11 protein-coding genes, 2 tRNA genes and 1 riboswitch are annotated in these 12,608 nt (G+C 73.3%); of the genes, 8 read left to right on the top strand and 5 right to left on the bottom strand.

The genetic code is table 11. The features are described from left to right. Positions 1 to 44 precede the first annotated feature (44 nt). From K4G22_RS11085 to K4G22_RS11075, 3 genes are all read right to left on the bottom strand, one after another. The gene (locus K4G22_RS11085; protein WP_425336646.1) at positions 45 to 1,238 is read right to left on the bottom strand and encodes a sialidase family protein; all 1,194 of its coding nucleotides are present in this window, start codon (positions 1,236 to 1,238) and stop codon (positions 45 to 47) included. A gap of 264 nt (positions 1,239 to 1,502) precedes the next feature. Further along, positions 1,503 to 2,159 carry an NAD(P)H-binding protein gene (locus K4G22_RS11080; RefSeq protein WP_228079730.1) on the bottom strand — a complete coding sequence of 219 codons (657 nt, stop codon included), beginning with the start codon at positions 2,157 to 2,159 and terminating at the stop codon, positions 1,503 to 1,505. 49 nt (positions 2,160 to 2,208) lie between these two features. Next, positions 2,209 to 3,399 carry an amidohydrolase family protein gene (locus tag K4G22_RS11075; protein WP_228079728.1) on the bottom strand — a complete coding sequence of 397 codons (1,191 nt, stop codon included), beginning with the start codon at positions 3,397 to 3,399 and terminating at the stop codon, positions 2,209 to 2,211. A gap of 298 nt (positions 3,400 to 3,697) precedes the next feature. Between K4G22_RS11075 and K4G22_RS11070 the strand changes: the two genes are divergently transcribed. From K4G22_RS11070 to K4G22_RS11040, 7 genes are all read left to right on the top strand, one after another. Further along, positions 3,698 to 3,770 (top strand) — tRNA-Thr (locus K4G22_RS11070). Positions 3,771 to 3,818: 48 nt separating this feature from the next. Further along, positions 3,819 to 3,891: transfer RNA gene (locus K4G22_RS11065), tRNA-Met, on the top strand. A 94-nt stretch (positions 3,892 to 3,985) separates the two neighbouring features. Further along, entirely contained in the window at positions 3,986 to 4,150 is a 165-nt protein-coding gene (rpmG, locus tag K4G22_RS11060) for a 50S ribosomal protein L33 (protein ID WP_062207566.1), read from the top strand. 146 nt (positions 4,151 to 4,296) lie between these two features. Then, positions 4,297 to 4,770, top strand: a complete 474-nt coding sequence (locus K4G22_RS11055; RefSeq protein WP_228079726.1) for a MaoC family dehydratase N-terminal domain-containing protein — start codon at positions 4,297 to 4,299, stop codon at positions 4,768 to 4,770. Then, positions 4,767 to 5,213 (top strand): MaoC family dehydratase, encoded by a 447-nt coding sequence (locus tag K4G22_RS11050; protein WP_228079724.1) that lies wholly within the window; start codon positions 4,767 to 4,769, stop codon positions 5,211 to 5,213. The genes K4G22_RS11055 and K4G22_RS11050 overlap by 4 nt, the downstream gene beginning before the upstream one ends. Positions 5,214 to 5,300: 87 nt before the next feature. After that, a complete protein-coding gene (locus K4G22_RS11045; protein WP_228079722.1) occupies positions 5,301 to 5,876 on the top strand; it encodes a TetR/AcrR family transcriptional regulator in 576 nt (191 codons plus the stop codon). A gap of 206 nt (positions 5,877 to 6,082) precedes the next feature. Next, positions 6,083 to 7,543, top strand: coding sequence for an MFS transporter (locus K4G22_RS11040; protein WP_228079721.1), 1,461 nt, complete (start codon positions 6,083 to 6,085; stop codon positions 7,541 to 7,543). 79 nt (positions 7,544 to 7,622) lie between these two features. Here K4G22_RS11040 and K4G22_RS11035 read toward each other — a convergent pair whose 3' ends face one another. Further along, entirely contained in the window at positions 7,623 to 8,483 is an 861-nt protein-coding gene (locus K4G22_RS11035; RefSeq protein ID WP_228079718.1) for a bifunctional 5,10-methylenetetrahydrofolate dehydrogenase/5,10-methenyltetrahydrofolate cyclohydrolase, read from the bottom strand. A 21-nt stretch (positions 8,484 to 8,504) separates the two neighbouring features. After that, positions 8,505 to 8,589, bottom strand: a riboswitch (ZMP/ZTP riboswitch). Positions 8,590 to 8,631: 42 nt separating this feature from the next. Between K4G22_RS11035 and K4G22_RS11030 the strand changes: the two genes are divergently transcribed. Continuing rightward, on the top strand, positions 8,632 to 9,687 hold the full coding sequence (locus K4G22_RS11030) for a UDP-N-acetylmuramate dehydrogenase (protein ID WP_228079716.1): 1,056 nt from the start codon (positions 8,632 to 8,634) through the stop codon (positions 9,685 to 9,687). Positions 9,688 to 11,496: 1,809 nt separating this feature from the next. Here the strand turns inward: K4G22_RS11030 and K4G22_RS11025 are convergent. Next, a complete protein-coding gene (locus tag K4G22_RS11025) occupies positions 11,497 to 12,519 on the bottom strand; it encodes an adenosine deaminase (RefSeq protein WP_228079715.1) in 1,023 nt (340 codons plus the stop codon). Between the last annotated feature and the right edge of the window lie 89 nt (positions 12,520 to 12,608).

Raw genomic sequence — 12,608 nt, 5'->3', positions numbered from 1 at the left:
GCGGGCCGGCTCACCCCGGGGGGCGAGCCGGCCCGCTTCTGGTGTCAGCTCTCGTCGAGACGGCGGAACTCGACCGTCTCGTACGGGCCCTGGACACCGGTCTCGTAGAGCACGCCGACCGTGCCGTCGTCCAGACGCACCAGATCCGAGTAGGCCGCCGGCTGCTCGGAGAGCGTCACCGCCGGCTCGAACGAGGCCCCGTCGTCGTCGCTGCGCCAGACCGTCAACGCCTCCCTGGCGTCCGGGTTGGACGGCCCGGAGAAGAGCAAGGGCCCCTCCTCGCCCGGGAGTCGGAGCACGCTGCCCTGCACCACGGGCACCGACTCAAGGCCCGGCTGTGCGAGGAGCGGCCCCTCCAGGCTCGCCCCGCCGTCCGACGAGTAGCCGCCGAGACGGTTCCCCGCCGCCTCGCCGTTCTGGTCCCTGGCGCTGAAGTAGACGCGTCCGTCGGGGAGTTCGGCCGCGCTGGACTCGTTGGAGTTGACCGCCCCGTCATAGCTGTCGTCCACATAGCCCAACTCCCAGGTGACGCCCCCGTCATCGCTGTAGAGCGCGTGCGAACCGTAGTAGCGCGACTCCCGCCCGGTGTCGGGCGAGCCGGCGGGCGGGGCCGCCGAGTGGTTGGCCGGCACCAGCAGCCGCCCGGCGTGCTCGCCGGTGGTCAGCGCGATGGCGTGCCCGGGACCGGTCGCGTACCAGCGCCAGTCGGGCAGCTTCGCCTGGTCGGTGATCTCCCTGGGCGGCGTGAAGGTCCGCCCCTCGTCGTCGCTGGTCTGCACGAAGACCCGCCGGCTCTGCTCCGGGGTGACCTCGCCGCGCATGATCTCCGCCTCGGTGACCTCGCCGCTGTTGTAGCAGGTCACCAACACCAGCCGGCCGGTCGCCGGATCGATCACCGGCGCCGGGTTCCCCCGGGTGTCGCCGGCACCCTCGGCCACCACCGTCAACGGGCCCCAGGTGCAGCCGCCGTCCTCGGACCGGCGCGCCACCACATCGATCTCGCCGGTGTCGCTCGCGCCCGAGACCCGCCCCTCGGCGAAGGCCAGCAGCGCCCCTGACGGCAGCACCACGGCGGACGGCACCCGGAAGGTGTCATAGCCCTCGGTGCCGGACACGAACGGCACCGAGGAGTCACAGGCCGCAGGGGGCGTGCCGCCGTCACCACCGCCGGCCAGCGCGGCCGGTGCCGCCGCGACCAGCAGGCCGAGCGCGGCGCTGGTCGCCACCACCAGCGGCACCGCCCGCCTCCGCCGGCCGACACCCGCACGGGCGCGGGCCGTTGAGAGACGCGTCAGGGAAAACGTCAGGGGATGCATACCGAACTCACTCCTGTCGGCGAGGACTCTCGGACCACACATAGGACGCCATACGTTGGACGTTGGACGTCCCACGCACAGTAGAACGGCGTCCGCCGGCCGACAAGGCGACGGACGCCGTTCGTTCAGAGAAACCCAGGGAAGTCCGGGGAGGCTCAGGGAAGCCCGGGGACAGCCCGGAGCGGTTCAGGCCGCCTCGGCGACCGCGCGGGCGATCGGGGTGTCCCCGTTCACCAGATCCAACGTCAACCCCGCCGACGAAGGCCGCTCCAGCAACGCCGCCAGCACGGCCGCCACATCGTCTCTGGTCACCGTCGAGTAGTCGACGCTCGGCGCCAACCGCACCCGGCCCGTGCCCGGATCGTCCGTCAGCCGACCGGGCCGCAGAATCGTCCAGAACAGCCCGGTGCGCGCCCGGATATCCGCGTCGGCCGCCCCCTTCGCCCGCAGATAGGCGGCGAACACCGGATCCGTGCCGGCCGGCGGCTCGTCGTCCACCCCCATCGCCGACACCACCAACAGCCGCCGCACCCCGGCCCGCTGCGCCGCGTCGGCGAAGAGCGTGGCGGCGGCCCGATCCACCGTCTCCTTGCGGGCCACCCCGCTCCCTGGGCCCGCACCAGCGGCGAACACGGCGGCGTCCGCACCGGCCAGATGCCGAGCGACCTCCTCCACCCCCGCCGACTCCAGATCGCAGACCACCGGTTCGGCCCCGGCGTCGAGCAGCGCTCCGGCCTGCTCCGGCTGCCGGATCAACCCGGCCACCCGCTCACCCCGCCCGGACAGCAGCTTCTCCAGCCGCCGGGCGATCTTGCCATGTCCACCAGCGATGACTGTGCGCATACCTCGACGGTAACGCGCTCCGGCGCACACCCGGGGCTCCCGACCACGCTCATCCCGCCGGTTGGCGCGGCAGTTCGAGACCCACCGGGCTCGGTGGATCCGAGCGGTACTCGCGGACCGCGCTCGTCCTGGCCACGATCCGCCCCCGGTGCAGCACCACCCGGCTGTACCCCAACGACAGCGCCCCGGCCACCGACTCCCCCCGCACCGCCAGCAGTTCGGCCGGCGCCCCCACCTCGACTGCCACCGCCGCCAGGCCCAGCGCGGCCCGCGCCGCGCGGCTCACCGCCTCATAGGCGGCCAGCGGCGCCCGTTCGCCCCAGGACGCCAACAGAAACGCCGCCTCCAGCGGGTCCCCGCGCCCCACCGGATTGACGACCGAACGCAACGCCCCGCTGCCGGCCGCCACCCGCACCCCGGCCGCCGTCAGCTCCCGCACGGGCACCCGCCCGCCGCGGCTTCCCGCGCAGCCGCCCTGCGGCAGCGAGACCACGCTCACCCCGCCGGCGGCCAGGCCCTCGGCGACACCGGCCAGCTCCGCCGGCGCCAGCCGGCCGAGGCCGCCGGCCGGGCCCACCGTCAGCCGCGTCACCCCACGGGCCCGCGCCAACGCCACCAGCCGCCCCAGCCACCGCGCGTCCGCCGCGTCGGTGTGCAGATCCACCGGGCTGCCGTGTTCGGCGGCCAGCTCGACCACCTGGTCGAGATGGCCGGCCGGGTCCGGATCGAGATCGGGCGCGCCGCCGACCGCGTCCGCCCCCGAGACCACCGCCTCCCTGAGCAGGGCCCGCTGCTCAGCCCCGGCCGTGCCGGTCAGCCGCCCCGGCAGCGCCACCGTGCCCAGCTCCGTCAGCCCGGTCAGCGCCAGGGCGGCCCGCCGTGCGGCGGCGAGGGCGGCCAACCCCCGCTCGTCGCGCACCGTCACATGGCTGCGCTGCGCGGTCGCGCCATGGCCCAGCTGGGAGAGCGCCGCCTCGGTGATCCGCCGCTCCAGCACGACCGGGCCGCCGGCGGCTCCCCCCGCCTCGGCGGTCAGCGCGACATCGTGGTGCGCGTGGGGTTCGGCGGGCGCGGGCAGCAGCAGATAGCCGGCCAGATCGACCCGCTCGCCCGGAGCGCCCGCCGGCAGGGTGCCGGCCGGGGCGACGGCCAGGATCCGGCCGTCGGCCAGGGCCACATCCACCGCCCGGCCGTCGGCCAGGCGGGCACCACTCAGCAGCAGCCGATCCGAGTCCGGCATCGCTCTCCCAGGTCAGACGACGAGCAGCGGCCCGAGCGCGGTCGCGAGGGCGCTTCCGGCCACGGGCGGCGGGACGGAAGCGAGCGTAAGGGGCCGCCACCGGGCCGATCGGGAGCAACCTGGCGGATCAGCGGAATCTGGATAAAACCGAAGAAGCCAGAAGAAGCCAGCAGAAGCCGGAACAAGTCTGAAGAAGCCGGGGGAACGGGGCGGGAAAAATCGTACCGCCCCGCCCAGAGGGACCGGGTCTCAATGGATTTCGCCATCCGCCGGGGACCGTGTAATCTCTTGAGCGCTCGCCCCAATAGCTCAGTCGGCAGAGCGTCTCCATGGTAAGGAGAAGGTCAACGGTTCGATTCCGTTTTGGGGCTCTGGGGTGCCGGGCCCTTATCCGCGAGGATGAGGGTGGCTCACCCTGTGGCGGCGTAGCTCAGTCGGTAGAGCAAACGGCTCATAATCGTTGTGTCACCGGTTCAAGTCCGGTCGCCGCTACTCTCAGTAGCCGATTGCGGGGTCGGTCCTCCGATCGGCTACTCTTCTCTGTGTTCAATAGGTTTTACCCGTCCATCCGTCAAGGAGCACTCACGTGGCTGCCACCGACGTCCGCCCGAAGATCACGCTGGCCTGCGTGGAGTGCAAGGAGCGGAACTACATCACCAGGAAGAACCGGCGTAATGACCCGGATCGCATGGAGATGAAGAAGCACTGCCCGCGCTGCAACGCGCACACGGCCCACCGCGAGACCCGCTGATCCAGCGGGAGCCCCCCGGGTTCTCAAGCCCGAAGGGCCAGGAGTTCGCTGTGTGAAACCGCCCTCGGTATCCACCGGGGGCGGTTTCGTCTCTGTGGGCACGCGCCTGTCCCTACGATGGATCTCAGGATGTGAGGATTCCGCCGATGCCCCTCGACCAGTCCTTTGTCGGGCGGAGCTATCCCCCCACCGAGCCGTACGAGGTGAGCCGGGAGAAGATCCGCGAGTTCGCCGAGGCGATCGGGGACGACAGCCCGGCCTACACCCGGCCCGAGGCGGCCAGGGAGTTGGGCCACCCGGACGTGATCGCGCCGCCGACCTTTGTCTTCCTGGTCAGCTACCGCGCCGCGTTCGACGTCGTCCAGGACCCCAAGCTGGGGCTCGACTACAGCCGGGTGGTCCACACCGAGCAGCGGTTCACCTACGAACGCCCACTGCGCGCCGGCGACCGGCTCTCCGTGACGTCGACGATCGAGGCGATCAAATCGCTCAAGGGGAACGAGATGGTGACCGTGCGCGGCGAGCTGCACGACGAGTCGGGCGCCCATGTGGCGACCGCGTACACCAAGCTGGTCGCGCGCAGCGCCGACGAGGCCCCGGCGGGGGAGGGGGACCGATGAGCGCGAACACCCGTACGAAGGTCGCCTATGCGGAGGTCGAGGAGGGCACCGAGCTGCCCGCCCGCGTCTTCCCCGTCGACCGCGCCACGCTGGTGCGGTACGCGGGCGCGTCGCTGGACTTCAACCCGATCCACTGGAACGAGCGCTTCGCGGTCGAGGTCGGCCTGCCCAATGTGATCGCCCACGGCATGTTCACCATGGCCGAGGCGATCCGGGTGGTCACCGACTGGGTCGGCGACCCGGGCGCCGTGCTGGAGTACGGGGTGCGCTTCACCAAGCCGGTGGTCGTGCCCGACGACGGGGTCGGCGCCGAGATCAGGGTCGCCGCCCGGGTGGCCGCCAAGCTGGACGACGAACGTCGCACCGTCCGGATCGACCTGACGGCGCACAGCGACGAGCAGAAGGTGCTCGGCCTGGCCCGCGCCGTGGTCCGGCTCCCTTAGGGCCCCTCAACCCTCGACCGAGACGGCCAACACGGCGTCGCCGGTCGGGGGTTGACATGATTAGTGATTGACCAATAACTTACTCTCATGGCACGGGAGAGTGGCCGCATGTCGGCCGAGGAGCGGCGCGAGAGCGTCATCCGCGCGGCCGTGATCGAGTTCGGCCGCGCCGGCTACGTCGGCACCTCGACGGCGGCCATCGCCAAGCGGGTCGGCGTCTCGCAGCCCTATCTGTTCCGCCTCTTTCCCGACAAGCGTGCGATCTTCCTGGCCGCGGCCCATCGAACCATCGATGAGATGCGGCGGCGGTTCGACGAGGCCGCCGGGGGGCTCGCCCCCCAGGAGGCGCACGACGCCATGTGCAAGGCGTACTTCCCGCTGATCAGCGACCGCGCCCATCTGCTCTTCCAGATGCAGATGTATGTCGCGGTCAGCGCCAGGGAGTCGGAGGGGGACCACGAGTTCGCCGCCGAGATCAGGTCCGCCTGGGCCGAGATGTGGGATTCGATCCTGGCGAAGCTGGGCGACGACACCACCCTCACCAGGGACTTCGTCGGCATCGGCATGCTGATCAACGTGATGCTGACCATGGGCTTCCCCGAGGGGCACCGCGTCTGGGAGACCCTGACGGTCTTCGACTACCTGGAGGGCTCCAACTCCTAGGTTCTGTCTGTAGATCCTGTAGATCCTGTAGATCCTGTCGGATCAGCCTGTCGGTCCTGACCCGGGCACCCGTCTGCCCTCGAAAGTTATTGACCAATCAATACCAAGCCAGTCGCCACCAGCGGTCGGACCATCGCCGAACCGCCGTGGGGGCGGCCTTCGGCGAGCGTTTCCGGGACCTCCAAGGGCCCGGAGAGGAGGGGAACGTGAAAGAGACAGCCAGCCCACCGCGCGACGGAAGCGTCGTCTGGACGCTGATCATCGTGGGGGCCGCGACCTTCATGGCCGCGCTCGACAACCTTGTGGTCACCACCGCGCTGCCGGTGATCAGGGACGATCTCGGCGGGGAACTCGCCGATCTGGAATGGATAGTCAACGGCTACACCCTGCCGTTCGCCTGCCTGTTGCTGCTCGGCGCGGCGCTGGGCGACCGGTTCGGACGGCGCCGCGTCTTCGGCGTCGGCGTGCTGATCTTCACCGTGGCCTCGGCCGGCGCCGCCGTCGCCGGCTCCACCGGCGCGCTGATCGCGGCCCGCGCCCTCCAGGGCGCCGGCGCGGCGATCCTGATGCCGCTCAGCCTCACGTTGATCTCCGCCTCGGTCCCGCCCGCCAGGCGCGGCGCGGCCTTCGGCATCTGGGGCGCCGTCAACGGCCTCGCCGTCGCGGCCGGGCCCCTGGTCGGCGGGGCCATCACCGAACACCTCTCCTGGCAGTGGATCTTCTGGCTCAACGTGCCCATCGGCCTGGCCCTGATCCCGCTGGCCCGCCGCAAGCTCGCCGAGAGCACCGGCGGCAACGACCGGCTCGACCTGATCGGCACCGCCCTCGTCAGCTCCGGCCTGTTCGGTGTGGTGCTCTCCCTGGTGCGCGGCCACGAACACGGCTGGACGTCGGGCTCGGTGGTGACCGGTTTCGTCCTCGGCGGACTGCTGCTGATCGCCTTTGTCCGCTGGGAGTTGAGGACCAGCCACCCCATGCTGCCGATGCGCTTCTTCCGCTCCCGCACCTTCAGCGCCATCAACGCCGCCAGCCTGCTGATGTTCGCCGGCATGTTCGGCTCCATCTTCCTGCTCACCCAGTACCTCCAGCTGATCCAGGGCTACAGCCCCACCGAGGCCGGCCTGCGGATGCTGCCCTGGACGGGGATGACGCTGCTGGTCGCCCCCCTCGCCGGCGCGCTCACCGACCGGATCGGCGGCCGGGTGATCATCTCCTCGGGCATGGTGCTGATGGCCGCCGGGCTCGGCTGGCTGGCCGCCCTCGCCGGGCCCGACGCGGGCTACGCCCCCCAGATCCCGGCCTTCGTCCTCTGCGGCGTCGGCATGGCGATGTTCTTCGCGCCGGCCGGAGCCATGGTGATGGGCTCGGTCGCGCCCCGCGACGAGGGCATCGCCTCCGGCGTCAACAACGCGCTGCGCGAGGTCGGCGGCGCGCTCGGCGTCGCCGTACTGGCCTCCGTCTTCGCCAGCCAGGGCGGCTACGGGACGCCCCAGGTCTTCGTCGACGGGCTGACGCCGGCCGTCTGGCTCGGCGCGGCGGCGGTGCTGGCCGCCGGCCTCGTGGTGCTGCTCGCCCCCCGTCGCGGCGAGCAGGCGCCCCCGGCGGGCGGCGCCCCCGAGGGGAACGAGGGCGACCGCCCCGAGCCGGCCCCCGCGCTCGTCCCCTGACCGGCGACCCCGCCCGGCGGCTCCGTCCGACGGACCCCCCGGCCCCGGCGGCCCGTCAGCCGCCGGGGCCGGGGGGCCGTCACGCCAGGCCCAGTTGACGCTTCGCCGCCACCACCGTCTGCGCGAGCAGCACCGCGATGGTCATCGGCCCGACGCCGCCCGGCACCGGCGTGATCAGGCTCGCCCGCTCCCGCGCCGACTCGAAGTCGACATCGCCCACGTTCCCCTCGTTGTAGCCCGCGTCGATCACCACGGCACCCGGCTTGATGTCCGCACCCCGGATGAACCTCGGTCGGCCCACAGCGGCGAGCAGCACATCCGCCTCCCGCACCCGCGCGGACAGCTCGACCGTCCGCGAGTGGCAGTACGTCACCGTGGCGTCCCGACCGAGCAGCAGCAGGCCCGCCGGCTTCCCGAGAATCGCGCTGCGCCCCACCACCACGGCGTGCTTGCCGGCGAGATCGACGTCATACGCGTCGAGCAGCCGCATGATCCCGCCGGGCGTGCACGACACGAAGCCGGGCAGGCCGAAGGCCATCGCGGCGAACGAGTGCGTGGTGACCCCGTCGACGTCCTTCTCCGGCGCGATCGCCTCGAACGCCGCCCGTTCGTCGATATGCGGCCCCACCGGATGCTGCAACAGAATCCCGTGCACCCCGGCGTCACGCGAGAGGGCGGTCACCTCCGCCACCAGGCCCTCGGTGCTGATCGACGCGGGCAACGCCACCCGCCGGGACGCGATGCCGGCCCGCTCGCACTGCCGGCGCTTCATCCGGACATAGGCCACCGACGCGGGATCCTCGCCCACCAGGACCGTCGCCAGGCAGGGCGCCGTCCCCGTCCGCCGCAGAACCTCCGCCGCGTCCGCGGCACTGGCCTCGACCAGGCGCCGCGCCGGGCCCGTGCCGTCCATCGGGCGAGCCGACTGTGTCTGGGTCACGTACCACTCCTGAGCCTCGAAACGAGTCGCCCAGGCGCACGGCATCGACGGATGTCAGGCCGCTCCCCGGTGGTACTCCACCCCAGCGCCAGTCACGGCCCGCCCTCACCTTAGTCGACCGGCGTGGCACGTCTCGTAGGGTGGCCTGGTGCTGGAATCACCTGACGCCCCGCTCGCCCCGCTGACCACCCTCCGGCTGGGCGGACCGGCCGACCGGCTGCTCACCGCCACCACCGACGAGGAGATCGTCGAAACGGTGCGACGGGCCGACGCCGACGGCGAACCCCTGCTGCTCGTCGGCGGCGGCAGCAACCTCGTCATCGCCGACGCCGGCTTTCGGGGCACCGCGCTGCGCATCGCCACCACCGGCTACCGACTGGACGGCACCCGGCTGGAGTTGGCCGCCGGCGAGAACTGGTCGGCGGCCGTCGCCCAGGCGGTGGACGCCGGCCTCGCCGGCATCGAATGCCTCGCCGGCATCCCCGGCTCCGCCGGCGCCACCCCCATCCAGAACGTGGGCGCCTACGGTCAGGAGGTCTCCTCCGTGATCACCGAGGTCGACGTCTACGACCGCGCCGCCGGCGAGCTCGTCACCCTGCCGGGCGCCGAGTGCGGCTTCGCCTACCGGCACAGCCGGTTCAAGGCCGAGCCCGACCGCCATGTCGTCCTCCGCGTCCGCCTGGAGCTGAACGACGCCGGCGGCCTCTCGGGCCCCGTCCAGTACGCCGAGACGGCCCGCGCGCTCAGTGTCGAACCGGGCGGCCGGGTGCCGCTGGCCAACGCCAGGGACGCGGTGCTCAAACTCCGCACCGGCAAGGGCATGGTCCTCGACCCCGAGGACCACGACACCTGGTCGGCCGGCTCCTTCTTCACCAACCCGGTTCTGGACGAGGCCGCCTTCGCCGCCTTCCTCGACCGCGTCGCGGACCGCCTGGGCCCCGACGTCGCCGCCCCGGCGTACCCGACCCCCGATGGCCTCACCAAGACGTCCGCCGCCTGGCTGATCGACCGCGCGGGCTTCCCCAAGGGCCACGGCACGGGCCCGGCCCGCATCTCCGGCAAACACACCCTCGCCCTCACCAACCGGGGCGAAGCGACCACCGCCGACCTCCTCACCCTCGCCCGCGAGGTCCGCGACGGCGTCCACGCCGCCTTCGGCATCACCCTCGTCAACGAACCCGTCCTCATCAACGCCACGCTCTAACCGAGCGATCAGCGGCAACCGCCGCCCCAGCCGGCGCGCCTCGCGCTGCGCGCCCTCGCACGGGGCTGGTGCTCTGGGTCTGTTGCTTCGCGTGGCCTGGGTTTTCGTATGTTCCGCCTGCCGGCGTGCCTTGTGCTGTGCGGCTTCACGTGCGCTTCCGCGTGGCCCGCTCGCTGACGCGGCCGGCGCGCCGGTTTGCGCTGCGCGCCCTCGCACGGGGCTGGTGCTTTGGGCCCGTTGCCCCGCCCGGCTTGTGTTCTCGCAGGTTCCGCCCGCGGCGCGCTCTCCGCTTCCGCCTTGCCGACCCTGCCGGCGCTCCGCGTCCGCTGCCTTACGTGGCCTGGGCTTTCGTACGTTTCCGCCTGCCGGCGCGGCCAGCGCTCCGCGCGGGAGCGCGACGCTCCTACCCAGCCGACACCGTCGGCGCCGCACGCCTGTCATGTGACGGCCGCGCACCATGCCCGCTGCCCGACGCGCCTTGCGCTCCCACAGCCCGCGCGGCAGCGCACCGCGCTCGCTCCGCCTGGCAGGTGCCGCCGCGGGTTCCGCCTGCCGGCGCGCCTCGCGCTCCGTGCCCATTGCCCATCCTGGGCTGGGCTTTCGCACGCTGGCGCGGCCAGCACATCGCGCCCCGTCTGGCCTGCGCCTCGGCCCACCCCGCGTCGCCCGGCGTGGCCGGTGCTTCCCTGTACCCCACCTGGCGGGTGTGGCCAGTGCACTGTGGCTTGTGTCTCCGCGCGCCCCGGCCGGTGCGGCCGGTGCTTCTCCGGGGACCGCCTTGCTTGGCGCGGCCGGTGCCCCGGTCTTCGCCTTGCCGGTGTGGCCCGCACTTCCTCGGGCACTGTCCTGCCCGCACGGCCAGCGCGCCACCCGCCTGGCGATCCGCGCCCGCGCCCCGTCTCGCCTGGCGCAGCCGGTGCCTCTCCGCACCCCACCTGGCCGGCGCGGCCAGCCCCCCGTCCCGTCTGGCCTGCGCTTTCGCACACCCTGCCCGCCCGGCGCGGCCCGCCCGCCCGGCGCGGCCAGCACTCGTCGTTCCCGCTTGCCCCGGGGCGGCCAGCCCCCCGTCCCGCCCGCGCGGCGAGCGCACCGTCCTGCCGGCGCAGCCCGCCCGCCCGACGCGGCCGGCCATTGTCGTTCCCGCTTGCCCCGCCGGCGTGGCTTGCGCTCCACGCCCGCTGCCCCTCCTGGTCGGTGCTTCCGCACACCCCGGCGCAGCCGGCGCTTCCCGCCCGCGCGGCCAGCGCCCCGCGTACCCCGCCCTGTCCGCGCGGCCAGCGCCCCTGGCGATCCGCGCCCGCGCCCCGTCTCGCCGTCTGGCCTGCGCCCCTGCCCACCCGGCCTCGCCTGGCGCAGCCGGTGCCTTCCTGCACCCCACCTGGCCGGCGCGGCCAGCCCGCCGTCCCGTCTGGCCTGCGCTTTCGCACATCCCGCCCGCTCGGCGCGGCTGGCACTTGTCGTTCCCGCTTGCCTCGCCTGGTCGGTGCTTCCGTACACCCCGCCCTGCCGGCGCTTCCCGCCCGCGCGGCCAGCGCCCTGCGTACCCCGCCCTGTCCGCGCGGCCAGCGTGCCGCCCGCCTGGCGATCCGCGCCCGCGCCCCGTCTCGCCGTCTGGCCTGCGCCCCTGCCCACCCGGCCTCGCCTGGCGCAGCCGGTGCCTCCCTGCACCCCACCTGGCCGGCGCGGCCAGCCCGCTGCCCCGCCTGGCCTGCGCTTCCGCACACCCCGCCCGCCCGGCGCGGCCAGCGCACCGCGCACCCCGCCCCGCCCGCGCGGCCAGCGCCCCGCGGTCAGCGCCCCGCGCAGCGGCTAGCGCACCGCGAGCCACGTGTCGATGTCGAGGAGGGTCTTCGTCTTGATGTCGTCGGGGGCGGCGGAGGCGTGGATGGATTGGCGGGCCAGTTCCGCGAGTTCGTGGTCGGTGAAGGCGTGGTGGTCGCGGGCGATGCGGTACTGGTCGGCGAGGCGGGAGCCGAAGAGGAGGGGGTCGTCGGCGCCGAGGGCCATGGGGACGCCGGCGTTCCAGAGGGTGCGCAGGGGCACCTCCGTGGGACGTTGGTAGACGCCGAGGGCCACGTTGGACGCCGGGCAGACCTCGCAGGTGACGCCCGCGTCGGCGAGCGCGGCCAGCACCGCCGGGTCCTCCGAGGCGCGGACACCGTGGCCGACCCGGGTCGCGCCCAGGTCGACGAGGCAGTCGCGCACGCTGATCGGCCCCGCCAACTCGCCGCCGTGCGGGGCGGCCAGCAGGCCGCCGTCCCTGGCGATGGCGAAGGCGCGGTCGAAGTCCCGTGCGAAGCCCCGGCGTTCGTCGTTGGAGAGGCCGAAGCCGACGACGCCCTGATCGCGGTAGCGGACCGCGAGCCGGGCCAGGGTGCGGGCGTCGAGCGGGTGTTTCATCCGGTTCGCCGCGACCAGGACCCGCATCCCGAGACCCGTCTCGCGCGAGGTGGTGCGGACCGCGTCGAGGATGATCTCCAGGGCCGGGATCAGCCCGCCGAGGCGCGGCGCGTAGGAGGTCGGGTCGACCTGGATCTCCAGCCAGCGTGAACCGTCCTTGACGTCCTCCTCGGCGGCCTCGCGGACCAGCCGCCGGATGTCGTCCGGCTCCCGCAGGCAGGACCTGGCCAGGTCGTAGAGCCGCTGGAAGCGGAACCAGCCGCGCTCGTCGGTGGCGCGCAGCTGGGGCGGTTCGCCGCCGCGCAGGGCCTCCGGCAGGTGGACGCCGTACTTGTCGGCCAGCTCACGCAGCGTCCCGGGCCGCATCGACCCGGTGAAGTGCAGGTGGAGATGGGCCTTCGGCAGGGTTCGGAGATCACGTGCACGAGCCATTCCAGGATCTTGCCGCAAGTCCACCGTCCGCCAAAACCCGGTCGCGCCGGCCCGAACACCAACTCGGACCGGCGCGCCACCTGATGGCG

It is taken from the genome of Streptomyces profundus (assembly GCF_020740535.1).
GTDB lineage: Bacteria > Actinomycetota > Actinomycetes > Streptomycetales > Streptomycetaceae > Streptomyces > Streptomyces profundus.
This window is presented reverse-complemented; position numbering and strand designations above follow the sequence as displayed.

What these genes read in the sequence shown, in the direction of transcription:
- K4G22_RS11050 (WP_228079724.1), top strand. Translation starts at nt 4,767, where the DNA reads ATGAGCGCGAACACCCGTACGAAGGTCGCCTATGCGGAGGTCGAGGAG.
- K4G22_RS11045 (WP_228079722.1), top strand. Translation starts at nt 5,301, where the DNA reads ATGGCACGGGAGAGTGGCCGCATGTCGGCCGAGGAGCGGCGCGAGAGC.
- K4G22_RS11080 (WP_228079730.1), bottom strand. Translation starts at nt 2,159, where the DNA reads ATGCGCACAGTCATCGCTGGTGGACATGGCAAGATCGCCCGGCGGCTG.
- K4G22_RS11025 (WP_228079715.1), bottom strand. Translation starts at nt 12,519, where the DNA reads ATGGCTCGTGCACGTGATCTCCGAACCCTGCCGAAGGCCCATCTCCAC.
- K4G22_RS11075 (WP_228079728.1), bottom strand. Translation starts at nt 3,399, where the DNA reads ATGCCGGACTCGGATCGGCTGCTGCTGAGTGGTGCCCGCCTGGCCGAC.
- K4G22_RS11055 (WP_228079726.1), top strand. Translation starts at nt 4,297, where the DNA reads ATGCCCCTCGACCAGTCCTTTGTCGGGCGGAGCTATCCCCCCACCGAG.